At 68.9% G+C, this 23,780-nt stretch carries 22 protein-coding genes; 6 read left to right on the forward strand and 16 right to left on the reverse strand.

Going from position 1 to position 23,780, the window contains the following annotated elements:
• Positions 1-12: 12 nt before the first annotated feature.
• On the reverse strand, positions 13-681 hold the full coding sequence (locus tag EGT29_RS27860) for a response regulator (protein WP_124692051.1): 669 nt from the start codon (positions 679-681) through the stop codon (positions 13-15).
• Between the two features lie 433 nt (positions 682-1,114).
• On the opposite strand from EGT29_RS27860, the gene EGT29_RS27865 reads away from it, so the two are divergent.
• The gene (locus tag EGT29_RS27865; RefSeq protein WP_124692052.1) at positions 1,115-1,951 is read left to right on the forward strand and encodes an NAD-dependent protein deacetylase; all 837 of its coding nucleotides are present in this window, start codon (positions 1,115-1,117) and stop codon (positions 1,949-1,951) included.
• Positions 1,952-1,989: 38 nt separating this feature from the next.
• Here EGT29_RS27865 and EGT29_RS27870 read toward each other — a convergent pair whose 3' ends face one another.
• A complete protein-coding gene (locus EGT29_RS27870) occupies positions 1,990-2,922 on the reverse strand; it encodes a LysR family transcriptional regulator (RefSeq protein WP_124692053.1) in 933 nt (310 codons plus the stop codon).
• Positions 2,923-3,041: 119 nt separating this feature from the next.
• On the opposite strand from EGT29_RS27870, the gene EGT29_RS27875 reads away from it, so the two are divergent.
• Positions 3,042-4,550 carry a CoA-acylating methylmalonate-semialdehyde dehydrogenase gene (locus EGT29_RS27875; RefSeq protein ID WP_124692054.1) on the forward strand — a complete coding sequence of 503 codons (1,509 nt, stop codon included), beginning with the start codon at positions 3,042-3,044 and terminating at the stop codon, positions 4,548-4,550.
• 4 nt (positions 4,551-4,554) lie between these two features.
• Here EGT29_RS27875 and EGT29_RS27880 read toward each other — a convergent pair whose 3' ends face one another.
• The 11 genes from EGT29_RS27880 to EGT29_RS27930 form a co-directional block, all read right to left on the reverse strand.
• Positions 4,555-5,454 (reverse strand): LysR substrate-binding domain-containing protein, encoded by a 900-nt coding sequence (locus tag EGT29_RS27880; protein ID WP_124692055.1) that lies wholly within the window; start codon positions 5,452-5,454, stop codon positions 4,555-4,557.
• A 60-nt stretch (positions 5,455-5,514) separates the two neighbouring features.
• Positions 5,515-6,171: a 3-isopropylmalate dehydratase small subunit gene (gene leuD / locus EGT29_RS27885; protein WP_124692056.1), complete on the reverse strand. Its 657-nt coding sequence runs from the start codon at positions 6,169-6,171 to the stop codon at positions 5,515-5,517.
• 10 nt (positions 6,172-6,181) lie between these two features.
• Positions 6,182-7,582: a 3-isopropylmalate dehydratase large subunit gene (leuC, locus tag EGT29_RS27890; protein WP_124692057.1), complete on the reverse strand. Its 1,401-nt coding sequence runs from the start codon at positions 7,580-7,582 to the stop codon at positions 6,182-6,184.
• 114 nt (positions 7,583-7,696) lie between these two features.
• Entirely contained in the window at positions 7,697-8,716 is a 1,020-nt protein-coding gene (locus EGT29_RS27895; protein WP_161568015.1) for a helix-turn-helix domain-containing protein, read from the reverse strand.
• 131 nt (positions 8,717-8,847) lie between these two features.
• On the reverse strand, positions 8,848-9,576 hold the full coding sequence (locus tag EGT29_RS27900) for an ABC transporter ATP-binding protein (protein WP_124692059.1): 729 nt from the start codon (positions 9,574-9,576) through the stop codon (positions 8,848-8,850).
• Entirely contained in the window at positions 9,573-10,322 is a 750-nt protein-coding gene (locus tag EGT29_RS27905) for an ABC transporter ATP-binding protein (protein ID WP_124692060.1), read from the reverse strand. The genes EGT29_RS27900 and EGT29_RS27905 overlap by 4 nt, the downstream gene beginning before the upstream one ends.
• The gene (locus EGT29_RS27910) at positions 10,319-11,281 is read right to left on the reverse strand and encodes a branched-chain amino acid ABC transporter permease (RefSeq protein WP_161568016.1); all 963 of its coding nucleotides are present in this window, start codon (positions 11,279-11,281) and stop codon (positions 10,319-10,321) included. Before EGT29_RS27910 ends, EGT29_RS27905 begins: the two co-directional genes overlap by 4 nt.
• A gap of 8 nt (positions 11,282-11,289) precedes the next feature.
• On the reverse strand, positions 11,290-12,144 hold the full coding sequence (locus EGT29_RS27915) for a branched-chain amino acid ABC transporter permease (RefSeq protein ID WP_124692062.1): 855 nt from the start codon (positions 12,142-12,144) through the stop codon (positions 11,290-11,292).
• A gap of 15 nt (positions 12,145-12,159) precedes the next feature.
• Positions 12,160-13,395, reverse strand: a complete 1,236-nt coding sequence (locus EGT29_RS27920; RefSeq protein WP_124692063.1) for an ABC transporter substrate-binding protein — start codon at positions 13,393-13,395, stop codon at positions 12,160-12,162.
• Positions 13,396-13,531: 136 nt separating this feature from the next.
• Positions 13,532-15,067, reverse strand: coding sequence for an amidohydrolase family protein (locus EGT29_RS27925; protein ID WP_161568017.1), 1,536 nt, complete (start codon positions 15,065-15,067; stop codon positions 13,532-13,534).
• Positions 15,060-16,538 (reverse strand): carboxylesterase/lipase family protein, encoded by a 1,479-nt coding sequence (locus tag EGT29_RS27930; RefSeq protein WP_124692065.1) that lies wholly within the window; start codon positions 16,536-16,538, stop codon positions 15,060-15,062. Before EGT29_RS27930 ends, EGT29_RS27925 begins: the two co-directional genes overlap by 8 nt.
• A gap of 195 nt (positions 16,539-16,733) precedes the next feature.
• On the opposite strand from EGT29_RS27930, the gene EGT29_RS27935 reads away from it, so the two are divergent.
• The gene (locus EGT29_RS27935; protein ID WP_161568018.1) at positions 16,734-17,606 is read left to right on the forward strand and encodes a VOC family protein; all 873 of its coding nucleotides are present in this window, start codon (positions 16,734-16,736) and stop codon (positions 17,604-17,606) included.
• Positions 17,607-17,703: 97 nt separating this feature from the next.
• On the forward strand, positions 17,704-19,632 hold the full coding sequence (locus EGT29_RS27940; protein WP_124692067.1) for an aconitase family protein: 1,929 nt from the start codon (positions 17,704-17,706) through the stop codon (positions 19,630-19,632).
• A gap of 10 nt (positions 19,633-19,642) precedes the next feature.
• On the opposite strand, the gene EGT29_RS27945 is transcribed toward EGT29_RS27940, so the two are convergent.
• The 3 genes from EGT29_RS27945 to EGT29_RS27955 all read right to left on the reverse strand — a co-directional run bounded on the left by EGT29_RS27945 (position 19,643) and on the right by EGT29_RS27955 (position 21,381).
• Positions 19,643-19,936, reverse strand: coding sequence for a pentapeptide MXKDX repeat protein (locus EGT29_RS27945; protein ID WP_124692068.1), 294 nt, complete (start codon positions 19,934-19,936; stop codon positions 19,643-19,645).
• 65 nt (positions 19,937-20,001) lie between these two features.
• The gene (locus EGT29_RS27950; RefSeq protein WP_124692069.1) at positions 20,002-20,787 is read right to left on the reverse strand and encodes a molybdopterin-dependent oxidoreductase; all 786 of its coding nucleotides are present in this window, start codon (positions 20,785-20,787) and stop codon (positions 20,002-20,004) included.
• Positions 20,788-20,796: 9 nt separating this feature from the next.
• Complete coding sequence (locus EGT29_RS27955) at positions 20,797-21,381, reverse strand: cytochrome b/b6 domain-containing protein (RefSeq protein ID WP_124692070.1); 585 nt, start codon at positions 21,379-21,381, stop codon at positions 20,797-20,799.
• Positions 21,382-21,520: 139 nt separating this feature from the next.
• Between EGT29_RS27955 and EGT29_RS27960 the strand changes: the two genes are divergently transcribed.
• Both EGT29_RS27960 and EGT29_RS27965 read left to right on the forward strand, forming a co-directional pair.
• Entirely contained in the window at positions 21,521-22,249 is a 729-nt protein-coding gene (locus tag EGT29_RS27960) for a response regulator transcription factor (protein WP_124692071.1), read from the forward strand.
• Positions 22,246-23,709: an ATP-binding protein gene (locus EGT29_RS27965; protein WP_124692072.1), complete on the forward strand. Its 1,464-nt coding sequence runs from the start codon at positions 22,246-22,248 to the stop codon at positions 23,707-23,709. The genes EGT29_RS27960 and EGT29_RS27965 overlap by 4 nt, the downstream gene beginning before the upstream one ends.
• Positions 23,710-23,780: the final 71 nt, after the last annotated feature.

The following is a 23,780-nucleotide window of genomic DNA, read 5'->3' on the forward strand; positions in this document are numbered from 1 at the left end:
ACGAGGAAGCCGTCACGCGGGTTCCAGGCTGTATCCCAGCCCGCGCAGGGTCACGATACGGACGCCGGTGTCGCCCAGGCGCTTGCGCAGCCGGTGGACGATTACCTCGATGGCGTCCAGCCCGACGTCGCGGTCATCGTCGAATACCCGGTCCAGGATCTGCTGCTTGGTCATGGGTTCGCCGCTACGCTGGATCAGGGCCCGCAAAACCGCGTGTTCCCGGGGCGACAGGGCCAGGGGCTGGTTGTCCAGCAGGAATTTCTGGGCCGCCAGGTCGAAAACCAGCGATCCGCAGGCCAGGCGTGGATGTTCCCTGCCCCGGCTGCGCCGTATCAGCGCCAGCAGCCGGGCTTCCAGCTCGGCCACGTTGAAGGGCTTGGGAAGGAAATCGTCCGCGCCTTCGTGCAGGGTGGTCACGCGTTCCGTCAGGGAATCGCGCGCGGTCAATATCAGGACCGGCGTGCGGTCGTCGCGGGCGCGCAGCCTGGCCAGCAGCGTGCGGCCATCCAGTCCGGGCAGTCCCAGGTCCAGGACGACGGCATCGAAGTCCTCGACCTGCAGGCGCTTTTCGGCAACCACCCCGTCGTCGGCCCATTCCACGACGAAGCCGGCATGCCTGGCCAGCGTGCCTGACAGCCACCGGGCCAGTTCGGGTTCGTCTTCGACCAGCAGGATGCGCATGGCGGATCGCGTGCTCCGTACTTACTTATAGGGATGGGACGCCTGGATGCTAGGTGTTCGACCCGGCGGGGTCAACCGGCGTCCGCGTAGCGGCGCCCCGGGCCGCTTGCGGCCCTCGTGGCAATAGGAAGAAAAGATGTTTGAGCTTTATCCCAAAACTATCTATCCAATTCGTAGTAGTTAATAGGAGCCTGTGGATAACTTTGACCGTTCAAAAAATCCTTTTCGATTCAACGGTTTGCCTAATTTTTGAGCATGTGGATAACCTTGTCCACATGGTGTACCCGGAAATTGGACAAGTTTTTCGGCCGAAGACGAAAGCGAAGTTATCCACAAAGGCTCAACATCGTGTGCACACCCCTGCTTCCTAGAGGTTATCCACAGGCCCTGGAGGCTCGCATCGGGTATTCTGGTCGCCTGCCTGGAGCCGTTCATGGATGTATTCGCTTCTTCCTCCGCCCTGGCCGCGTTCGTGGGCCGGCACGAACGCCTGTTCGTGCTGACCGGTGCCGGGTGCAGCACGGACTCGGGCATCCCGGACTATCGCGACGCCGATGGCCAGTGGAAACGTACGCCGCCCATCGACTTCCAGGTCTTCATGCGCGACGATCCGGCCCGGGCGCGCTACTGGGCGCGCAGCATGATCGGGTGGCGCCGCTTCGGGAAGGCCGGGCCCAACGACACTCATCGCGCGCTGGCGCGGTTGGAGGCCAGCGGGAGAATGCGGCTCCTGGTCACCCAGAACGTCGATGGCCTGCACCAGGCGGCGGGCAGCCGCGCGGTAGTGGACCTGCATGGCCGGCTGGACCAGGTCCGCTGCATGCATTGCGTGCACCGCGAACCGCGCGCCGTGTTCCAGCAGAGGCTGGAGGCCATGAACCCGGCCTGGATCGCGCTGGACGCGGCCGATGCGCCGGATGGCGACGCGGACCTGGAGGCGGTGGATTTCTCCCGTTTCGCCGTGCCGCCCTGTCCCGCCTGCGGCGGGATCCTGAAGCCGGACGTCGTCTTCTTTGGCGAACAGGTGCCCGCGCCGCGCGTGGTGACGGTACTGCGCGCGCTGGACGAGGCCGATGCCATCCTGGTGGTGGGCTCGTCGCTGATGGTGCATTCCGGCTATCGCTACGTGCGCGCGGGCGCGCAGGCCGGCCTGCCGGTCGCGGCGGTCAACCTGGGGCGCACGCGCGCCGACGAGTTGCTGACCCTGAAGGTGGAGCAGTCCTGTGCCGAGACGCTGGCCTTCATGCTGGCGGACCGCGCGGCGGCATGAGGCCATGAAAAGTTGTGCCGTGGACCGCTGGCGCCTTGCTAGTCCGGCAAGGGGAAACCCGGCGCCATCGACTCGCGCAGGTATTCCACGAAGCATTGCACCGCGCGCGGCACGCGTGGCGCCCAGGGGCGCAGCGCATACAGCTGGTTGCCGAAGAAACCCTGTACGCGCCAGTCCGGCAATACCGGCCTGAGCCGGCGCATGGCGGGCGCCGCGCTGAAATCGGGCAGGAGGCCGATGCCCAGTCCGTCCAGCACCGCGTCGCGCAGGACCTCGCTGTTGTTGGCCTTCAAGGGGCCTTGCACGGGCACCGACAGCGTGTCGGCCTGCGCGTTGCCGGCCGGAACGAAGGTCCAGGTGTCGGCGCCCGGTCCCAGGTACAGCACGCAGTCGTGGTCGGCCAGGTCGCGCGGATGCCGGGGCGTGCCGCGCCGGCGCAGGTAGGCGGGGCTGGCCACCAGCAGCGAACGGGTCTCGCACAGGGGCCAGGCGACATAGCTTTCGGGCGCGGCCGCCGTGTGGCGGATGGCCAGGTCGTAGCCTTCCTGCGCCAGGTTGACGAAGCGGTCGGTCAGGTCCAGGTGGATGCGCACGTCGGGATAGCCGCGGAAGAACGCCGCCAGCCGTGGCGAGATGTGCTGCCTGCCCAGGGCCACGGGGGCGGTGACGCGCACTGTGCCGCGCGGCGTGCCCGACAGGTCCTTCACCGCGGTGAAGCCGGCGTCGATGCGCTCGAACGCCGGCGCGGCGTCGGCCACCAGTTCCCGGCCGGCATCGGTCAGCACCACCGAACGCGTCGTGCGCTGGACCAGCGGCACGCCGGCCGCGCGCTCCAGCGCGACGATGCGCATGCTGACCGAGGCCTTGGACAGGCCCAGGCGGCGCGCCGCCTGGGTGAAGCTGCGGGTCTCGGCCAACACTGTCAGCAGGTGGATGTCGGCCACCCACGGCCCGATGATGTCGGCAGCCATTTTTTTCCGCTCGGATTGTTCAAGATATTGAACACTTTAATCGGCTTCGGCCAGCTTATCCAATCGGCGGCGCGGGCCTAGACTGGGATCCTCGATTTCTTCTTCTCAGGATGACCGCCATGTCCGCTTCCATCGTCCACTGGGTCGACGGCCGCAAGATGCCCGCGCAGGGATCGCGCGTCGCCGACGTCTTCAACCCCGCCACCGGCGCCGTCTCCGGCCAGGTGGCGCTGGCCACCGCCGCCGACGTCGATGCCGCCGTCGCCAGCGCCCGCCGCGCCTTCCCCGCCTGGGCCGACGTGCCGCCCATCCGCCGGGCGCGCGTGATGTTCCGCTTCCTGGAGCTGCTGAACCGCCACAAGGACGAGCTGGCCCGCGCGATCACCGCCGAGCACGGCAAGGTGTTCACCGATGCGCAGGGCGAAGTCGCGCGCGGCATCGACATCGTCGAATTCGCCTGCGGCATTCCGCAGCTGCTCAAGACGCAGTTCACCGACCAGGTTTCCACCGGCATGGACAACTGGACACTGCGCCAGCCGCTGGGCGTGGTGGCCGGCGTCACGCCGTTCAACTTCCCGGTGATGGTGCCGATGTGGATGTTCCCCGTGGCCATCGCCGCCGGCAACAGTTTCGTGCTCAAGCCCAGTCCCATCGATCCGACGCCTTCGCTGATCATGGCCGAGCTGCTCAAGGAAGCCGGCCTGCCCGACGGCGTGTTCAACGTCGTGCAGGGCGACAAGGAAGCGGTGGACGCGCTGCTGGCCCACCCCGACGTGGCCGCGGTGTCCTTCGTCGGCTCCACGCCCATCGCGCAAAGCATCTACGAGACCGGCGCGCGCAACGGCAAGCGCGTGCAGGCGCTGGGCGGCGCGAAGAACCACATGGTGGTCATGCCCGACGCCGACCTGGACGTGGCCGTGGACGCGCTGGTGGGCGCGGGCTACGGCTCGGCCGGCGAACGCTGCATGGCCATTTCGGTGGCGGTGCTGGTGGGCGACGTGGCGGACCGCATCGTGCCGCGCCTGATCGAGCGCACCCATGCGCTGAAGGTCAAGAACGGCATGGAGCTGGATGCCGAGATGGGCCCCATCGTGCATGCCGGCGCGCATCGCCGCATCAGCGACTACATCGGCGTGGGCGTGGAAGAAGGCGCGCAACTGCTGGTGGACGGACGCCGCTTCGACGCGGCCTCGGCCGGCGCGGGCTGCGAACGCGGGTTCTGGATGGGCGGCACGCTGTTCGACCACGTCAAGCCCGGCATGCGCATCTATCGCGAGGAAATCTTCGGCCCCGTGCTGTCCTGCGTGCGCGTGCCCGACTTCGCCTCGGCGGTCGAGCTGATCAACGCCCATGAATTCGGCAACGGCGTGAGCTGCTTCACCAGCGACGGCAACGTGGCGCGCGAATTCGGCCGCCGCATCCAGGTCGGCATGGTGGGCATCAACGTGCCCATTCCCGTGCCCATGGCCTGGCACGGCTTCGGCGGCTGGAAGCGTTCGCTGTTCGGCGACATGCATGCCTACGGCGAGGAAGGCGTGCGCTTCTACACGAAGCAGAAGAGCATCATGCAGCGGTGGCCGAGCAGCATCGAGAAGGGCGCGGAATTCGCCATGCCCATTGCCAAGTAGCTCTTTAGCGGCTCATCAAGAAGTCAACCAATGCGGCGGCGGGGGCCGAGAGGCCTTCGCGCTGCCGGAAGACCACGAAGAGTTCGCGCGCGGCCCAGGGTTCCTCGATGGGGACCAGCGCCAGGTCCAGCGTGCCCACGTACAGTTCGCCGCTGTGCTGCGGCACGACCGCGACGCCCAGGCCGACGTGGACCATGCGGCACAGCGCGTCCAGGCTGCTGACGCTGATCTTGACGTGCAGCGTCGCGCCCAGCCGTCCGGCTTCCTTGACCAGCAATTGCGTCAGCGACGTCCCCTGCCCCATGCCGACGATGTTCTCATCCATGAAATCGCGCAGGCGCACCACGGGCGCCTTGGCCAGGCGATGGCGGCGCGGCACGGCCAGTACCAGGCGGTCGCTGCGGTAGGGCAGGTGCTCGAGCCGCTCGATGCCCGGGACCTTGTTGGAGAAGCCCAGGTCGAAATCGCTTTCGGTCAGGCTGCGCAGCACCTCGCTGCTGGTCTGTTCGTCGATCTGGATGTCCACGTCGGGGAAGACGCGCTTGAAGGCGGCGATGTCCTCGGGCAGGAACTGCACGATGGACGACATGTTGCCGACGATGCGTATCGTGCCCTTGGCGCCGGTGGCGTACTGGGACAGCTCGGCTTCCATGCGTTCGATGTCGGCCAGGACTTCCCGTGCGTGGCGATACACGGCCTCGCCTATGGGGGTGACCGAGATGCCGCGCGATTCGCGGTGGATGACCGGCTGCCCGATCACGCCTTCGATCTCGGCGATGCGGCGGCTGACGGCCGAGGGCGCGATGGCCTCGCGTTCGGCCGCGCGCGCGATGTTGCGTTCCTGGCAGACGGCGACGAACAGGCGCAGCGAGGTCAGGTCGAGTTTACGGACGAGATTGCTCATGGTCTTGCCTTCCTGTCGCTGCGCGGATTGTGGCACGGCGGGCGACAGGGGGCAACGCGCTCAGACGCTGCGGCGCGCGGGCGACAGCCAGGGGTACGTCCGCAGGTGCGCATCCTCGAAGGCGCGGATCTGGTCGGCCTTGCGCAGCGTCAGGCCGATGTCGTCCAGGCCGTTCAGCAGGCAGTATTTGCGGAACGGCGCGATGTCGAAGCCGAAGGAGGGCGAGCCGTCCGGACCGGACACGGTCTGCGCCTGGAGGTCGACCAGCAGTTGCACCGGCTGTTCCCGCGTCGCCAGCGCGAACAGCGCATCCACTTCGTCCTCGCGCAGCACCACCGGCAAGAGGCCGTTCTGCATCGCGTTGTTGTAGAAGATGTCGCCGAAGCTGGGCGCGATCACGGCGCGAAAACCGTATTGCTGCAAGGCCCACGGCGCGTGTTCGCGCGAGGAGCCGCAGCCGAAGTTGGCGCGGGCCAGCAGGATGGTCGCGCCCCGGTAGCGCGCTTCGTTCAGCACGAAGTCGGGATTCAGCGGACGGCCGCTGCAATCCTGGCCAGGCTCGCCCTGGTCCAGGTAGCGCCATTCGTCGAACAGGTTGGGGCCGAAGCCCGTGCGGCGGATGGATTTGAGGAACTGCTTGGGAATGATGGCGTCGGTGTCGACGTTGCCGCGGTCGAGCGGCGCGACCAGGCCTTGCAGGCGATCGAATTTTTCCATGATGGACTCCTTACAGCGCGCGCACGTCGACGAAGCGGCCGGCGATGGCCGCGGCCGCCGCCATCGCGGGGCTGACGAGGTGCGTGCGGCCGCCGGCGCCCTGCCGGCCTTCGAAATTGCGGTTGGAGGTCGAGGCGCAGCGTTCTCCCGGCGAGAGCCGGTCGGCGTTCATGGCCATGCACATGGAACAGCCGGATTCGCGCCATTCGAAACCGGCGTCGATGAAGACGCGGTCCAGGCCTTCCTGTTCCGCCTGCGCCTTCACCAGCCCGGAGCCGGGCACCACCATCGCGAGCCGGATGTTCGGCGCCTTGCGGCGGCCCTTGACCACGGCGGCGGCGGCGCGCAGGTCCTCGATGCGGGAATTGGTGCACGAGCCGATGAACACCTTGTCCAGGGCGATGTCGGCGATGGGCGTATTGGCGGCCAGCCCCATGTAGGCCAGCGCCTTGCGCATGCCCTCGCGGCGGACCGGATCGGCTTCGGTGTCGGGATCCGGCACCTTGCCGTCCACGGCCACGACCATCTCGGGCGAGGTGCCCCAGGTCACCTGCGGCAGGATGGAGGCCGCGTCGATCTCCACCACCGTGTCGAACACCGCGCCGTCGTCCGAGCGCAGCGTGCGCCACCAGGCCACGGCCTGGTCCCACTGCCCGCCCGACGGCGAGAACGGCCGGCCGCGCAGGTAGTCGATGGTGGTGTCGTCCACCGCGATCATGCCGGCCCGCGCGCCGGCCTCGATGGACATGTTGCAGATGGTCATGCGGCCTTCCATCGACAGCGCGCGTATCGTCGAGCCCGCGTATTCGATGGCGTGGCCGGTGGCGCCGGCCGCGCCTATCCGGCCGATCAGCGCCAGCACGATGTCCTTGGCCACCACGCCGGGCTGCAACGTGCCTTCCACGCGCACCAGCATGGATTTCATCTTGCGCGCGATCAGCGTTTGCGTGGCCAGCACGTGCTCGACTTCCGAGGTGCCGATGCCGTGCGCCAGGCAGGCGAAGGCGCCGTGGGTGCTGGTGTGGGAGTCCCCGCACACCACCGTCATGCCCGGCAGCGTCGCGCCCTGTTCGGGGCCGACCACGTGCTCGATGCCCTGGCGCCGGTCCTGCATGCCGAAGAAGGTCAGGCCGAAAGTGCGGGCGTTGTCCTCCAGCGCGCCCACCTGCGCGCGCGAGAACGGATCGTCGATGCCCTGGCTGCGGTCGGTGGTGGGGACATTGTGGTCGGCGATCGCCAGACAGGAATCGGCCCGCCACGGCACGCGGCCGGCCAGCCGCAGGCCCTCGAAGGCCTGTGGGCTGGACACCTCGTTGATCAGGTGCCGGTCGATGTACAAGAGGCAGGTGCCGTCGGGTTCGGCGGCAAAGGCGTGCGTGTCCCAGAGTTTGTCGTAGAGCGTGCGCGGCATGCGTGGTCATCCATCATCGCGAGCCGGCCCGGGGCCGGCGGGCTTCCATGATAGGAGCCCCGGATGCGGCGTGGGATGACGATTGGAGAGGGCTGCCGTCGCCGATGGCGGGGGTCACTGCGTCATGCGTATGGCGTCGGTGCGCGCCATGCGCGGCGGATAGCCGTAGCGCGCGCGGAACTGGCGGCTGAAATGCGGAATGTCGTTGAAGCCCTGGCGCAGCGCGATCTCGGTGATGGAGATATGGTCGAAGCGCGGGTCCACCAGCATCGCGTTGGCCCGCGTCAGGCGTTCTTCCCGGACCCAGGTGCCGAAAGTGGTGTCGGCGGTCGAGAACAGCTTGTGCAGGTAGCGCTTGGAAATGTTCATGGCCTTGGCGACCGTGGCCGGATCCATGTCGGGATCGTCCAGGTGGCAGCGCAGGTAGGCCTTGGCGCGCGACAGCAGGATGGCGCTGCTCTGGGGCGGCGCGCCGGCCTCGGGGTCGGGCGCGGCCTCGCCGCCCTGGAACGCCAGTCCCACCAGGTCCAGCGCCATGTCGATGGCCTGGATGCGCGTGTTGTTGTTCAGCAGCAGGCCTTCCTGCGCCAGCAGTCCCAGATGGTGGGCCGCCAGCCGGCCGATGCCGTTGCGGATGCTGGGCGTGACCGACAGGAAATGGCTGGGGTCGGGCAGCCGGCTTTCCAGCAGGCGGCGCGGGACGGACACCAGCATGCGCGCGGTGGCGTCGTCGTGCGTGGACCGGTAGGGAATGGCCTTGTCCAGCAGGAACAGGCTTTCGGCGTCCACCACCGTCCGCTGGTGCGGATGGCTGACGACGGCGTTGCCCACCAGGTTGATCCCGACCAGGTAGTCGTTCTGGTTGTCGCGTTCTATGCACCGGGCCGTGCGGTGGATTTCGAGCGGATCGGAGCGGATGTAGATGAAGTTGAGCGGGCCGACGCTGGTGCGCGCGATCTGGTGCTGGAAGCGGTTGCGGCTGGCGGTGCCGATCTCGACCCGGGCGATCTGGCTGCTGACCAGCTTGGTGTACTGCTCGACGTTATCCGAACTGACGACGTCCTGGCTACCGAACGGCCCGCCCGGCATGGCGCCCCACACGTCCTGCGGCGCGTGTCCGATATGCGTACCCATTGAATGGCGTTCCTCCAGGTTCCCGCCCGGCTGCGGCGAGCGCATCGGACCATGCTCGTCCAACGTAACACAGACTGGACGCCGATGGCCGCCGGGCGGGGCCTCGTATTCCCTGGTTGCCAGGCAGGGGATCAGACGCCGAGGTAGCGGTCCCGGACCTCCTCGGCGGCCTGCAGGGCCTCGGGCGTGGATTCGTACACGATGCGCCCCTTGTTCACCAGCAGGACGCGATCGGCCAGCGCCATTGCGAATTTCAGGCGCTGCTCGATCAGCAGCAGCGTCGAGCCGCGCCGCTTGACCTCGACCAGCACGGCGTGGAGTTCCTTGACCAGCAGCGGCGACAGCCCCTCGGTCGGTTCGTCCAGCAGCACGACGCGCGGATAGCCGACCAGCGCGCGGCCGACCGCCAGCATCTGCTGCTCCCCGCCGGACAGGCCGCCCGCCCGGTTGTTGCGTCGCTCGGCCAGGCGGGGGAAGGCGGCATAGACCTCGTCCTTGGTCCACGACAAGCCTTCTCGGTCGTAGCGGCGCAGGTTGCTGCCCAGTTCCAGGGTCTCGTGCACCGTCAGCGAACGGAAGATGCGCCGCCCTTGCGGGACCAGCGCGATGCCCTGCCGGCTGATGCGTTCCGGGGTCGTGCCCGTGATATCGATTCCGCCGATACTTATCTTCCCCTGCCGCGGCGGTACGAAACCCGCCAGCGTGCTGACCAGGGTAGTCTTGCCGACGCCGTTGCGCCCCAGGATGGCGACCACCTCGCCCTGGGCGGCGCCCAGGGTCACGCCCTGGAGGATGTAGCTCGGGCCGTAGTAGGTGTGGACGTCCGCGACGTCGAGCAAGCGGGGATGCGTCGTGGTCATTCGCCTTCACCGAAATAGATGCGCCGGATCTCGGCGTTGTTGCGCACTTCCTCGGCCGTGCCGGTCATGACCATCTGGCCGTTCTGCAGGATGGTGAAGCGGTCGGCCACCTCGAAGGCCACGTCCATGTCGTGTTCGACCACGATCACGGTGACGTCGGCCGGCAGTTCCTTGATCAGCGTGACGACGCTTTCGGTTTCCATGGCGGACAGGCCCGAGGTCGGCTCGTCCAGCAGCAGCACCCGGGGTTCGCCGGCCACCGCCATTGCCAGTTCGAGCTTGCGCTGGTCGCCGTAGGACAGGTCGCACACGCGCGTGCGGCGATCGGCGGTGAAGCGCCAGTCGTCCAGCAGCGCGCGCACCCGTTCCCAGACCGGGCCGGGCCGGGCGGCGCCGCGCATCATCCCGTAGCGGGTGGACGACAAGGCCCGCACCGCCAGATGGACGTTCTCTTCCACGCTGGCGTCCTGAAACAGCGAGGTGATCTGGAAGGTGCGCGCCAGGCCCTTGTGCGCGCGCCGGTGCGGCGCCAGCGCGGTCACGTCCTCGCCGAACAGCCGCACCTTGCCGGCCGTCGGCGTCAGTTGCCCGCCTATCATGTTGAACAGGGTGGTCTTGCCCGCGCCGTTGGGCCCCAGCAGCACGCGGCGCTCGCCCACCGCGATGTCGAGCGAGACGTCGGACACGGCGCGCAGACCGCCGAATGAAATGCCTATGCCTTCGAGTTGTACCGCCGCGGATCTCATGAAGCCCTCCGGGTGCGCACGAGGTCGTGGGCCAGGGCGACGATGCCGCGCGGCGCGAACAGCACGGCCGCCACGTACAGCAGGCCCAGCCAGGTGATCCAGCGGTCGGTGAAGCCGCTGACCAGGTGGCTGAGCAGCATCACGATGAAGGCGCCCAGCACCGGCCCGGCCAGCGTGCCGGCTCCGCCTATGATGACCATCAGCGTGATCTCGGCCGAGATCACGATGCCGACCGACTCGGGGCTGACGAAACCCTTGTAGAAGACGAACAGCACGCCCGCGTAGCCGGCGAAGCCCGCCGAGATGATGAAGGCCAGGTACTTGTACAGCCAGACGTTGTAGCCCAGGGCCGCCATGCGCGGACCGTTCTGCTGGATGCCCCGCAGCGCGTGGCCGAATGGAGATCGCGCCAGGATGGCCATCAGGCAGAGCGCGGCGGCCGTGGCCAGGACGACCAGCAGGTAGTAGCCGTCGGTGTCGGCGACGGACAGGCCGGGCAGGCCCAGGTCCGGCCGGCCGATGCCGCGCAGTCCGTCGTCGCCGCCCGTGACCGAGCGCCACGAGAAGGCCGTGGCCCAGGTGATCTGGCCCAGCGCGAGCGTGATGATCAGGAAGTAGACGCCCGTGGTCCGGAGCGCGAGCAGCGCGTACACCGCGGCCACGGCCATGCTGGCCACGATCGCGGCGGCGGCCGCCAGCCAGAAGTTGGTGGACACGTGCAGGTAGACGAGCCCGGCGGTATAGGCCCCCACGCCGAAGTACGCGGCATGCCCCAGCGACGGCAGCCCGGCGTAGCCCAGCAGCAGGTTCAGGCCGAGCGCCAGAATGGCGAACACCAGGCAGTCGATGACGAGTCCGGCGCCGTACGACGACAGCCCCTGCCCGAGCACGACGAGCGCGACGGTGCCCAGCGCCGTGGCAAGCCAGGGGGAGGAGAAAGAGAATCGGGAAGCGGTCATGGCTTGCCTCATGCGCGGCCGAACAGGCCGTTGGGCCGGATGACCAGCATGGCCACCATGGGAACGAACATCGTGAACATGGCCAGCTCGGGTATGAAGGCCTTGCCCAGCGTGTCGGCGAACCCGATCAGCAGGCTGCCGTACAGCGCGCCCTTCAGGCTGCCCAGGCCGCCGATCACGACCACGGCGAAGGCCTGCAGCATGACCTCGAAATCGGCGCCGGGATAAATGCCCAGCATGGCGCCGCCCAGCACGCCCGCCACGCCCGCCAGGGCCGCGCCGGCGGCGAACACCAGCGTGAACACCAGGCGGATGTCGATGCCCTGGGCGCGCACCATGCCCGGGTCGTCCACGCCGGCGCGGATGATGGCGCCGATGCGGGTCTTCTCGATCAGCAGCCACAGGGCCAGCGCGACGGCGGCGCCGCAGGCGATGAGCGCCACGCGGTACTTGGGGAACACCATGCCGCCGTACCGCAGCGCGCCGTCCAGGAACTCCGGACGCTCCAGGGTCTGCGGCAGCCCGCCCCAGAACCACAAGGCGAAGTCCGAGATCACCAGCAGCACGCCGAAGCTCATCAGCACCTGGCCCAGCTCGTTGTTCTGCACGCGTTGCAGCAACAGCCGCTGCAGCACGATGCCGACCAGGCCGACGACGACGGCGGCGGCCAGCAGCGCCAGCCAGAAGCTGCCGGTACGTGCCAGCACGCTCAGCCCGCAGTAGCCGCCCAGCAGGTAGAACGAGCCGTGGGCCAGGTTGATGATGCGCATCAGCCCGAAGATGATGGACAGGCCCGCGGCGATCAGGAACAGCAGCATCGCCAGCGACAGCGCGTTCAGTATCTGGATCGAGTAGAAAGACATGGAACGGCCCGCTCGCTACTTCGCCCACTCGTTGGCGATGTCCCGGTAGGGCTTCATCTCCATGAATTCCTTCGGCTGCCAGGTGTAGAACTGCGAGACGTCCGGCACCTTCGCCACGGGTTCGTTGACCAGCTTGCCATCGACCCGCTTGACCTCGAACACATAGATGTCATGCACGGGGCTGCGATAGTCGTCGAAGCGGAATGCCCCGCGCGGCGCGGCGAACTTCACGCCGGCGAGCGTCTTGTTCACCTTGCTCTTGTCCGAGACGTCGCCCTTGAGGGCCTTGATGGCCTCGCCGATGGCGCGCGCGGCCACGTACGAGCCCTCCGAATAGAAGGTGGGCGTGCGGCCGAAGCGCTTCTGGTAGGCCTTGACGAAGGCCTCGTTCTCCGGCGTCTTCACGCGGGCCGAATAGTGCGACGACGACAGGATGCCCAGGGCCGACTTGCCCTGCGCCTCCAGGATCATGTCATCGGTCAGCATGCTGGAGGCGACCAGGGGCAGCGTGCCCTTCAGGCCGTACTCGTCGTACTGCTTGACGAACTTGATGGCTTCCGAGCCGGCGAACACCGCGGCCACGGCGTCGGCGTCCTTGACCTTGATGCTGGACAGGAAGGGCGCGAAGTCGGCGGTGCCCAGCGGCGGATACAGCGTCTGCACGATCTTGCCGCCGGCCTGGGTGAAGGTGCGGGCGATGCCGCCGGTCTGCTCGAAGCCCGCGGCGTAGCCGGTGGCGACCAGGACCAGGCGGCGATAGCCCTTGTCGTACAGCCACTTGCCGAAGGGATGGCTGGCCTGGCTGCCGGAGCTGTTGGTGCGGAAGATGTTGGGCGCGGCCAGTTGCTGCGTCAGGCCGTCGGCGCTGGACACCGAGACGACGTAGGGAATGTTCTTTTCCACCACGTAGTCGCGCAGGGCGTAGGCGACGCTGGACGAGACCACGCCGCCCAGGAAGGCCACCTTGTCGCTTTCCACCAGTTTCCTGGCCTTGGTCAGGCCCACGTCGGGCTTGGCCTGGGAGTCCTCGAAGACCAGTTCGAGCCGGGCACCGCCGGCCTTGGCGCCTATTTCGTCGACGTAGAGCTGGAAGCCGTTGCGGACGTCCTCGCCGATGGCGGCGTAGGGGCCGGTGTTCGGGCTCAGCACGCCGATCCGGATGGTGGGTTCGGCCGCGCCGGCACCGGCGCCGGTCAGTGCCAGGCCAGCGGCGAGCGTGGCCAGGGCGAGTCGGAAATGGATGCGTTTCATGGGGTTCCCCAGGCGGGAGGTTGTCGGAACGTCTTGGTGTTGTGCAGGGGCATAGTGGAAGGGTTCGCGGGCAGGCGCTTGCGCGTCAGCGCATGACCGGTTGAGTCCTGGTGCACGTCCGCCTGGGGGTTGTTCCCTAGCCCCGTGAGGCAAGCTCCGCGAAACGGCGCATGCCCAGCTTCACGCCCAGTGCCTGTTCCTGGGCCCGTCGCAGGTAGGGGTCGAGGCGGGCGGCGCGCGCGGCGGCTTCGCGGGCATCGCGTTCCAGCGTGGGCAGAAGGCCGGCCAGCTCCCGCCGGACGGCTTCCAGGTCGATGGAAGCCAGGCGGCCGTTTTCCACCAGCATGCGTCCGTCGACCATGACGGCGGCCACGCCGCGTCCGCTTTCGCCGAAGACCACCTGGCGCGCCGCGTCGTTGAGCGGCAGGTACACCGGATCGCGCAGGTCCAGGAAGGTGATGTCGGCCTTGCGGCCTTCCGCCAGCCGGCCGATGTCGCGCTCCAGGCCCAGGGCCTGCGCGCCACCCAGCGTGGCGGCGCGCAGGGCGTCGGCGGCATGGGGCGGGCCTTCGTCGTGGCCGGTGATGGCCGCCTGCAGCACGGCCAGCTTCATGGCCTGGAACATGTTCTGCGCGTCCGAGCACGAGCAGTTGTCGCAACCCAGCGCGACGCCCACGCCGTGGTCCAGGTAGCGGCGCAGCGGTGCGATGCCATTCTTGGTCTTCAGGTTGCTCATGGGGTTGAGCACCATGCGCGTGCCGGATTTCGCCAGCATGGCCATGTCGCGGCGGTCCAGCCAGACGCCGTGCGCCAGCGTCAGCTCGGGCCCCAGCAGGCCCAGCCGCGCCAGGTAGCGGATGGGCGAGCCGCCGTCCGCCTTGAACAGTTCGCGCGCGGCCACCGCTTCCATGCGCGAGATGGCCACGTGCGAGAACATGCGCCGCCCATGCTCGCGGGCAAGATCGCGCAGGGCCGTCAGCAGCGCCGGGCCGCAGCGCTCGGGGCTGGACGGGCAGACGGCCCAGCTCAGCCGGTCGTCGTCCCGCGCGGGATGCGCGGCCAGGATGTCCGCCATCTCGGCCACGGCGTCGCGCATGCCGGCCGGCGGCGGCGGACCGGCGGCCAGCGACGCGGCCTCGGCCGGCAGGACGTCCCGCAGGAAGGGCATGGTGTCCAGCGCGCCCACGTCCGCCACCTGCATGCCCAGCACGACGCGCAGGCCGGCGTCCTCGTAGGCGCGCCGTACGACCTCGATCTGACGCCGGTCGAGCGGCCACAGGCTCAGCATGTCCTGCACCGTCGTGATGCCGCCCAGCAGGCATTCGGCCGCGCCCACCAGCGTGCGCAGGCGCAGCTCGTCGTCCGAGCGCGGCGGGAAGTAGCGCGGCAGCGCGCGGAAGGTCCAGCGCTCCAGCGACATCACGTCGAAGCATCCCTTGAGCAGGACGTCGTGCGAATGGTAGTGCGCGTTGACCAGGCCCGGCACGGCCAGCCAGCGCGAGCCGTCGACGACGCGCGCCGTGGAAGGAAGCGGCATCGTGCCGTGCGGGACGATGCGCGCGATGCGCTTGCCCGCGATGGTCAGGTCCGCCTGGAACGGTTGGCCGGCCGTTTCCGGATCGACCAGGGTCACCCCGCGTATCACGGTGGCCGGGAGCGTCGTCTCAGGCATGCGCGCTCCCCACGCGCGGCGCGTCGTCCAGGTGCATGGCCAGCCGCGTGTCCCGTGCATAGCGCGGCCACGCGGGCAGCGATGGTGCCGCCGGCACGCCGTCGCGCGCGAAGGCCAGCCAGGCCGCGCGCATCGTGGCCGACAGGCGGTCGATCGCCTGTGGGTCGGCCGCTTCCAGCATGGGCGAGCCGTTCCAGGCGCGCGCGGTGCCCATGAGGAAGGGCAGTTCCAGGCAATGGCAACTGCCGAAGCCGGAGGCGGGTGCCTGCCAGTCGAAGCGGTAGAAATACACGTCGGCGCCCGCCGCCGAGGCGCGGTCCGCAAACTGGATCGTCGGCGCATCGAAGACGTGATCCGAGATCCAGTCGCTGAACAGGTCGGCCGCGTGGATGTCGGGGCGGGCTTCACGGCGGCGGGCGTAGTCGCCAGCCGCCGCGTCGCCGTACAGCGCGCGCAGCCGCGCCTGCGCGCCGTCGTGGTCCAGGCCGGCCATGCGCGGGTCCCGCGCGAAGAAGGCCTGGCATTCACGGGCCGTGACGCCCACCAGGATCTGCACGCCGGCCATGGCGTCGGCTGCCAGCGTGTCGAAGCGGAAGTCCGCCGGCAGGCCGGGCGGATCGGCCAGCAGATGGAAGGGCGGCGCCGTTTCTCCCAGTTGCGCGGTCTCGCGCGCGACGGCGCCCTGCGCGGCCAGGATGGTGGCCACGGAAAGGTCCCGCGCGCGGCCCGGCGCATCCGCCAGGCCCAGGTGGTGGAGGAAGCGTTCACCCATCTCGCCCGCGCGCGCCGTGTCCAGCGTCCCGATGCCGTAGGCGCCGCTTTGCAGGACGGCCCGGCGTATGCCCGGCCCGGCATGGCCGCCCGCGAACAGCGCGGCAATCGCGTTGGCGCCGGCCGACTGGCCCATCAGCGTGATGGCGTTCGGATCGCCGCCGAAATCGTGCGCGTGTTCGCGCACGAAGCGGATGGCCTGGGCCTGGTCCAGCAGGCCCAGGTTGCCGGGCGAGAGTCCGTTCGCGTACAGGTAGCCCAGCGCCCCCAGCCGGTAGTTCACGCCCACGACCACGGCGTCGCCCTCGCGCGCCAGCCGGCAGCCGTCGTACCAGTCCAGCCCGCCGCCGCCGCTGGAGAATCCGCCGCCGTGCAGCCAGATGATCACGGGCCGGTGGCCGCCGTCCAGGCCCGGCGTGGCGATCGTCAGTTGCAGGCAGTCCTCGCTCTGCTCGCGCGAGAAGTCGCCCATCACCGCCGCCAGCCGCGAGGCCGCCTGCGGCGCGATGGGCATGGCGCCGGTCGCGTCGCGCGTACCCGTCCACGGCCGTGGCGGCTCGGGCGGGGCGAAGCGCAAGGACTCCAAGGGTGGACGGGCATAGGGCACGCCCGAGAACCACAGCACGCCGTCCCGGCGCGCGCCACGCAATCGCCCCTCCGCCAGGCCGACTTCCACGAACCCGCTTGCATCACCGCCCATGTCGAACTCCGTTGCTTGCCCGCAGCGAGTATGGCGTCCACCGCCGCCGCGCTCTTGTCGTGGAGTGCAGTACCGCATGCGCAGGAATGTCCTGCGCCGCATTGCGCTGGGTGACAAGCGGCGTTGCACTCCGGCGCAAGACCGTGGCGGCGGCGCGGTGCCAGTATGGATGCCATCGAAACAGAGGAGGTTCCAATGAGCGGAGACATCGATTCGGTCAATCACCTGGGCATCGCCGTGCGCGACATGGACCAGGCTTGCGCCCTGTACGAGCGCCTGGGTTTCACCCTGAGCCCGCTCTCCGTGCATTCCGGTTCCAAGGCGCCGGGCGAGGCGCCCGTTCCCATGGCGACCGGCAACCGCTGCGCGATCTTCCCGAAGAACTACATCGAGGTGCTGGGCATCGTGAACCCCGGCGCCATGGACTGGGGATGGGAGCGGTTCGTGGACAAGTTCCAGGGCGCCCACATCATCTGCTTCGGCTGCACCGATGCCGAGACCGTGCATCGGCGCCTGGAGGACAGCAAGGTCGCCAATTCGGGCGTGATCACCTTGCAGCGCGACATCGGTACCGAGGACGGCATGCGCACGGCGCGCTTCGACTGCGTGCATTTCGACAGCGCCGCCACGCCCGAGGGACTGATCCAGGCCGCCCGCCACCGCAATCCCGAATACGTCCACCAGCCCCGCTACCTGGGCCACGCCAACGGCGCGACCTCGCTGGCCGAGATCCTGCTGGTGTCCGAGAACCCCGAGCAGACCGCCGCGCGCTACGCGGTGCTGAGCGGCCAGCCCAGCGTCCGGCAGGACGACGGTTCGTTCCTGATCCGGCTGCCGGTGGTGACGGCCCTGCGCTTCATGGGGCCCGAGCAGGCCGGCGTCGAATTGCCAGGCACGCTGATGGCGCCGGCCCCGGCCATCGTGGCCGCGACCTTCGGCGTGCGCGACCTGGCCGCGGCGCGGGCATGGGTGGCGCAGGCGGGCTTTCCCGTCGTGGACGGCCCGGGCCGCTTCATGGTGCCGGCCGAGAACGCCCTGGGCGTGGCCCACCTGTTCCGCCAGGAGTGACGCCGGCCAGCGATCTCGGAGCGAGATGGCTGGAGTGCCGAAACGAGGCTTTATGCATGGACGGCCCCTCCCCTACAGTTCGGGAAAGGAGTCGTTCATGCAAGACAGCATCCGTTTCGAGGGCCGCGTGCTTTACCTGTCGCGCGATCCGTCCTGTATCCGCCGCCAGCTGGCCGGCGAATCCGTCTCGCTCGCCCAGGCCGGACCGCTGCGCGACGACGTCTCGACCGACGAGATCACGCCGGTCACGACCATGCTGGTCTACGACGAGCGCCTGGGCCGCTACCCCTACGTCGGGCTGAAGGCCGGCGACGAACTGCCCATAGGCGAGGACGCCGTGCGCCAGGGCGGCTTCGGCATCACGGTGGCGGGCAAGCGCTACGGCAAGGGTTCGTCGCGCGAGCACAGCCCGCTGGCCGAGCTGTCGGCCGGCATACGGCTGATCGTGGCCGAGAGCTTCGAGCGCATCTACCAGCAGAACTGCGACAACATCGGCATTCTGACCACGACCGACTTCGACGTGCTGCGCCGGATCGAGGCCGGCGAAGCCATTCCCATCGAGCGGTTCCTGAACGGCCGCGACGCGCTGACCCAGGCGATCATCCGCAGCGGCGGGCTGATGGCCTACAGCCGGCGGGCGCTGCGCGCCGACACGGGGTCCACGCCGCGCGCCGCGGGCAAGGGGCTGACGCTGGTCGAGAAGATCATCCACCGGCACCTGCATCCCGACACCGTCGAGGCGGGACGCGGCAGCGGTGTGTTCATCCGCGCCGACTGGCGCTTCAGCCACGACTACTTCACCGGCATGAGCGCGCACCTGATGCACCTGGCCTACGGCAAGCCGGCGCCGCTGCGCGATCCGGACCGCATCGTGGCCTTCCACGACCACCTGGTCCTGGCGCCGCAGAGCGTGCCGCACGTCAAGGGCGGCCTCCTGCCGCGCGTGGCGACCCTGGTGCAGGGACACCATGATTTCATCGACGACTATCCGGTGCGCCACTACGGCCAGTTGCCCGACGGCAGCGGCTCCGAAGGCATCTGCCATGCGCTGATGGCCGAGCGCCACGCGCTGCCGGGCGAGGTCGTGGCCGGCACCGATTCGCACACGCCGCATGCCGGCGCGCTGGGCTGCCTGGCGTTCGGCGTGGGCTCGACCGACATGGCCAACAGCTGGGCGACCGGTTACGTGCGCTGCAAGGTGCCGGAAACGTTGCGCGTGGAGATCTCGGGCACGCTGGCGCCCGGCGTCACGGCCAAGGACATCGTGCTGGTGCTGCTGCGGTCCGAGGCGGTGCGCAACGGCGAAGCCATCGGCGCGGTGTTCGAATACGGCGGCGAGGCGGTGCGCGCCATGTCGGTGGACGAGCGCGCCACGCTGACCAACATGGTGGCCGAGCTGGGCGGATTCACCGGCATCGTCGAGCCGGACGAACGCACCGTCGCTTTCCTGAAGGAACGCCGCGGCGTCGACTTCGCGCTGGAGGACTGGATGGCCAGCGACGCGGATGCCGCCTACCGCCGCGTGATCCATATCGACGGCGCGAGCGTGCAGCCCATGGCGGCCCGCCCGGGCGATCCGGGCAACGGCGTGGCCATTGCCGAGCTGGACGGCGACGTTGCGGTCGACATCGCCTACGGCGGTTCCTGTACCGGCGGCAAGCGGGCCGATTTCGACGCCTACCACGAGGTCTTGAAATGGGGCCTGGACCAGGGCTTGCGCATCGCGCCGCACACCCGTTTCTACCTGCAGTTCGGCACGATGGAGGTCAAGCGCTATTGCGAGCAGCGCGGCTACCTGGACGTTTTCGAGCGTGCCGGCGTGGAGCTGGTAATGCCGGGCTGCGGTTCGTGCGCCAACTGCGGGCCGGGCCAGTCGACCTCGGCCTCGCAGGTCACCATCAGCGCGATCAACCGCAATTTCCCGGGCCGCTCGGGACCCGGGAGCGTATGGCTGGCCAGCCCGTATTCGGTGGCCGCCAGCGCGCTGGCGGGCCGGATCGTGGACTACGGCCAGCTGCGGGGATAGGCGCGGGGCGCTATTTCTTCATGCCATCGCCCATGCCGTCCTTCGACATGGTGTCCTTCTTCATGCCGTCCTTCTTCATGCCATCGTGCTTCATCCTGTCGCCGGCCATGGCATCCCTTTTCATGCCGTCTTTCTTCATGTCGTCCTTCTTCATCGCGTCCTTGGCGGGCGCGGTTTTGGACATGGCGTCCTTGCCCATGCCGTCCTTGGCCATGTTGTCCTTGCCCATGTTATCGGCGGCGTGAGCCGTGACGGCGGCCAGGGCCATGCCCAGGGAAAGAACGAGAGGGGTCAGTTTCTTCATGCGTCGCTCCTTGAAGCGTGGGTCGAAAGAGGGCGTGGGGAATCCGCGCCGTATGGAACCTCGGCTCAGCTGCCGCCGAACCAGTTGTATCCCTGGTCTTCCCAGTAGCCGCCAGGGTAGGTGTCGGTGACGAAGATCGCCCGGACGTGCTTGGGATTCTTGTAGCCAAGCTTGGTCGGCATGCGCAGCTTCATGGGAAAACCGTATTCGCGCGGCAGCGTGCGTCCGTCGTAGCTCAGCGTGAGCAGCGTTTGCGGATGCAGCGCCGTCGGCATGTCGATGCTGGTGTAGTAGTCGTCCGCGCACTTGAAGCCCACGTACCGGGCGCGGGTGTCGGCGCCGATGCGGGCCAGGAAATCCGAGAAGCGCACGCCGCCCCAGCGCCCGATGGCGCTCCAGCCTTCCACGCAGATGTGCCGCGTGATCTGTTCGGCCTGGGGCAGGGCCCGCAGGTCGGCCAGGCGCCATGGCCGGCGGTCGGCCACCCGGCCGGCGACCTCGAGCCGGTAGTCCGCCTCGTCCACCCGAGGGGCCTCGTCCACCCCGTAGTAGGCGTTGAACGGAAACGGGCGCGTGATCATGGAGGCGGGATAGGTCGGCGCCAGCGCGTCCGGATCGAACAGCCAGCCCTGTACCTTGTCGTTGAAGCGGGAGACGGCCGACAGCGCCTGTTCGACACCGGCCTGGCCGGTGACGTCGCAGCCCGACAGCAGGGCCAGCCCGCCCAGGGATAGCGGGCGCGTCAGGAAGGCGCGCCGGTCGGGGCGCTCGATCCGGGGCGCCAGCAGCCGCCGGGCTTCGCGCAGCGCCAGCCGGGCATCGGACGTGGACAGGCGGGAGCGTTTTTCCATGGCGGCCTCCTACCTGCCCCGGATCATGGCACGCAGGGTGCGAGGCACCAGTGCCACCATGACCAGGTGTACGGCCACGAATCCCACCAGGGCGGCCATCGCGGCGAAATGCACGCGGCGCGCCGCCTCGTAGCCGCCCATCAGCTCGCGCAGCAGGCCGAACTGCACCGATTTCCACAGCACCAGTCCCGACACGACCAGCAGCGCGACGTCCAGCATGACGAACAGGTAGGCCAGGCGCTGGACCTGGTTGTACCGGCGCGGGTCGTCATGGGCCAGGCGGCCGCGCAGCGCCGCCGCGATATCGCGCAGCACGCCGCGCGGCGAAAGCGGCAGGAAGCGGCGGGCCAGCCGGCCGGTCGCGACGTTTAGCGCGAGATAGGCCAGGCCGTTGACCGCCAGCAGCCACATGGCGGCGAAATGCCATTGCAGCGCGCCGGCCAGCCATCCGCCCAGGGTGATCGCCTGGGGGAACGCGAAGTCGAACAGCGGCGAAGCGTTGTAGATGCGCCATCCGCTCGCCACCATGGCGAGCACGGCCACCGCGTTCAGGGCGTGGGCGATGCGCACCCAGGCGGGATGAATGGGGGACATGCGGGCTCTCCGTTCAGGGTTTGCCGCATTGTTGGCCCCCCGCCATACCGGAGTCCTCACGCAAACTTAAAATAAATGTGATGAATTCCCGCGCCGGGATTGGCGAGAATGGCGTCTACGGTTTTTCACAGGCAGGTTCATGGAACGAGTCAAGCGCGTCCTGATCGTCGAGGATGATGCCCATATCGCCGAATTGTTGCGCATGCACCTGCGCGACGAGGGCTATGCCGTCGAGCACGCGGCCGACGGCGAGCAGGGCATGCGCATGCTGGAGGGCGGGGCCTGGGACGCCCTGGTCCTGGACCTGATGCTGCCCGGCGTGGACGGACTGGAAATCTGCCGCCGGGCCCGGGCCATGGCGCGCTACACCCCCATCATCATCACCAGCGCGCGTTCCAGCGAAGTCCACCGCATCGTCGGGCTGGAGCTGGGCGCCGACGACTACCTCGCCAAGCCCTTCTCCATGCTGGAGCTGGTGGCGCGCGTCAAGGCGCTGCTGCGCCGCGTGGATGCCCTGGCGCGCCACGCGCGCATCGAAGCCGGGCTGCTGTCGCTGCATGGCCTGGACCTGGATCCGCTGGCCCGCACGGCCCTGCTGAATGGCCGGGCCATCGACCTGACGCCGCGCGAATTCGACCTGCTGGCCTTCTTCGTGCGGCATCCCGACAAGGTGTACTCGCGCATGGACCTGTTGAACGAGGTGTGGGGCTACCAGCATGACGGCTACGAGCATACGGTCAACACGCACATCAACCGCCTGCGCACGAAGGTCGAGGACGACCCGTCCCAGCCGCGTCGCATCCTGACGGTGTGGGGCCGCGGCTACAAGTTCGCCTCGGGCGCGCGGGACGAGGCCGCCGCGCCATGAAGCGCCTTTCGCTCACGCAGCGGCTTTCGCTGGTGTTCGCCGTGCTGCTGCTGGCCTGCAGCGGGATGTCGCTGCTGTTCCAGATCCGGGCCGAGGCGCGCCACGAACAGGAGGTCGTGCAGCAGTTGTCGAGCGGACTGGCCGCGCACATCGCCGGCACGGCGCAGCTCATGGATGCCGGCGGATGGAAACCGGAGGCCGTGCGCGACCTGTTCGACAAGCTGATGGCGGTCAATCCCGCCGTCGAACTGTACCTGCTCGATCCCGACGGGCGCATCGTCGGCCATGCCGCTCCGCCCGGCCGCCTGCGGCGCGACCGCGTCGACCTGGCGCCGGTGCGCCGCCTGGCCGCGGGGGCCGCGCTGCCCATACTGGGCGACGATCCCCGCAGCGCGGATGCGCGCAAGGTATTCAATGCCGCGCCGGTGCGCGTCGATGGCAAGGAGGCCGGCTACGTCTACGTCATCCTGCAGGGCGAGACGCACGATGCGCTGGCCGCGGGGCTCGCCCGCCACTCGGTGTGGCGCATGACGGGCCTGGCCATGGGCCTGGTCGCGCTGCTGGGCCTGATCATGGGCCTCGTCGCCTTCCATCTCATCACCCGCCCCTTGCGCGCGCTGGCCGATACGGTGCGCAGCTTCGACGCCGCCGGCGATGCGCCCACGCCGCCGCTGGATCCGCCGCCCGACGACGGCCGGCGCGACGAAATCGCCACGCTGCGCGCCGCCTTCGCGCAGATGAGCCGGCGCATCGCCGAACAGTGGCGCGAACTGACCCGCCAGGACCAGCAGCGCCGGGAGCTGGTCGCCAACATCTCGCACGACCTGCGCACGCCGTTGACCTCGCTGCACGGCTACCTGGAAACCCTGCGCGTCAAGGACGGCCTGCTGACCCAGGCCGAGCACCATCGCTACCTGGACATCGCGCTGGACCAGAGCCGCAAGGTCGGGGTGCTGGCGCAGGCGCTGTTCGAGCTGGCCCGCCTGGAGTCGGGGCTGGTCCAGCCCGAGCGCGAGACCTTCGCCCTGCCCGACCTGGTGCAGGACGTCGTGCAGAAGTTCGAGCTGGCGGCCGAGGCGCGCGGCCAGCGCCTGCTGACCGAGATCCCGCCGGCATTGCCGCAGGTCCATGCCGACATCGCCATGATCGAGCGCGTGCTGACCAACCTGCTGGACAACGCCATCCGCCACAATCCGCCCGGCACGCGGGTCACGGTGGGCCTGGCCGCGGCTGCGAACGGGGTGCGGATCGACGTGCGCGACACCGGTTCGGGCATCCCCGAGGCGCTGCGGCCCCGCCTGTTCAAGCGGATCCCCGCCTGGGGCCGCAAGGCACAGGAGAGCGGCGGGCTGGGGCTGATCATCGTCCAGCGCATGCTCGCCCTGCACGGCAGCGACATCCGGCTGGTCGAGGACGGCGGGCCGGGCACGGTGTTCCGGTTCGACCTGGCGGCCGGTTGAACGCGTCTTTCCTGTATGTATCCGGATGCGTCCTCGTGTACCATCGGGCGTACAACGATACGGATGAGGAG

The sequence above is a fragment of the Pigmentiphaga sp. H8 genome (assembly GCF_003854895.1).
In the GTDB taxonomy this organism is placed as follows: domain Bacteria; phylum Pseudomonadota; class Gammaproteobacteria; order Burkholderiales; family Burkholderiaceae_B; genus Pigmentiphaga.

Excerpts from the sequence above, each read along its gene's own strand:
- EGT29_RS27860 (WP_124692051.1), bottom strand. The coding sequence starts at position 681 with ATGCGCATCCTGCTGGTCGAAGACGAACCCGAACTGGCCCGGTGGCTG.
- EGT29_RS27865 (WP_124692052.1), top strand. The coding sequence starts at position 1,115 with ATGGATGTATTCGCTTCTTCCTCCGCCCTGGCCGCGTTCGTGGGCCGG.
- EGT29_RS27870 (WP_124692053.1), bottom strand. The coding sequence starts at position 2,922 with ATGGCTGCCGACATCATCGGGCCGTGGGTGGCCGACATCCACCTGCTG.
- EGT29_RS27875 (WP_124692054.1), top strand. The coding sequence starts at position 3,042 with ATGTCCGCTTCCATCGTCCACTGGGTCGACGGCCGCAAGATGCCCGCG.
- EGT29_RS27880 (WP_124692055.1), bottom strand. The coding sequence starts at position 5,454 with ATGAGCAATCTCGTCCGTAAACTCGACCTGACCTCGCTGCGCCTGTTC.
- leuD (WP_124692056.1), bottom strand. The coding sequence starts at position 6,171 with ATGGAAAAATTCGATCGCCTGCAAGGCCTGGTCGCGCCGCTCGACCGC.
- leuC (WP_124692057.1), bottom strand. The coding sequence starts at position 7,582 with ATGCCGCGCACGCTCTACGACAAACTCTGGGACACGCACGCCTTTGCC.
- EGT29_RS27895 (WP_161568015.1), bottom strand. The coding sequence starts at position 8,716 with ATGGGTACGCATATCGGACACGCGCCGCAGGACGTGTGGGGCGCCATG.
- EGT29_RS27900 (WP_124692059.1), bottom strand. The coding sequence starts at position 9,576 with ATGACCACGACGCATCCCCGCTTGCTCGACGTCGCGGACGTCCACACC.
- EGT29_RS27905 (WP_124692060.1), bottom strand. The coding sequence starts at position 10,322 with ATGAGATCCGCGGCGGTACAACTCGAAGGCATAGGCATTTCATTCGGC.
- EGT29_RS27910 (WP_161568016.1), bottom strand. The coding sequence starts at position 11,281 with ATGACCGCTTCCCGATTCTCTTTCTCCTCCCCCTGGCTTGCCACGGCG.
- EGT29_RS27915 (WP_124692062.1), bottom strand. The coding sequence starts at position 12,144 with ATGTCTTTCTACTCGATCCAGATACTGAACGCGCTGTCGCTGGCGATG.
- EGT29_RS27920 (WP_124692063.1), bottom strand. The coding sequence starts at position 13,395 with ATGAAACGCATCCATTTCCGACTCGCCCTGGCCACGCTCGCCGCTGGC.
- EGT29_RS27925 (WP_161568017.1), bottom strand. The coding sequence starts at position 15,067 with ATGCCTGAGACGACGCTCCCGGCCACCGTGATACGCGGGGTGACCCTG.
- EGT29_RS27930 (WP_124692065.1), bottom strand. The coding sequence starts at position 16,538 with ATGGGCGGTGATGCAAGCGGGTTCGTGGAAGTCGGCCTGGCGGAGGGG.
- EGT29_RS27935 (WP_161568018.1), top strand. The coding sequence starts at position 16,734 with ATGAGCGGAGACATCGATTCGGTCAATCACCTGGGCATCGCCGTGCGC.
- EGT29_RS27940 (WP_124692067.1), top strand. The coding sequence starts at position 17,704 with ATGCAAGACAGCATCCGTTTCGAGGGCCGCGTGCTTTACCTGTCGCGC.
- EGT29_RS27945 (WP_124692068.1), bottom strand. The coding sequence starts at position 19,936 with ATGAAGAAACTGACCCCTCTCGTTCTTTCCCTGGGCATGGCCCTGGCC.
- EGT29_RS27950 (WP_124692069.1), bottom strand. The coding sequence starts at position 20,787 with ATGGAAAAACGCTCCCGCCTGTCCACGTCCGATGCCCGGCTGGCGCTG.
- EGT29_RS27955 (WP_124692070.1), bottom strand. The coding sequence starts at position 21,381 with ATGTCCCCCATTCATCCCGCCTGGGTGCGCATCGCCCACGCCCTGAAC.
- EGT29_RS27960 (WP_124692071.1), top strand. The coding sequence starts at position 21,521 with ATGGAACGAGTCAAGCGCGTCCTGATCGTCGAGGATGATGCCCATATC.
- EGT29_RS27965 (WP_124692072.1), top strand. The coding sequence starts at position 22,246 with ATGAAGCGCCTTTCGCTCACGCAGCGGCTTTCGCTGGTGTTCGCCGTG.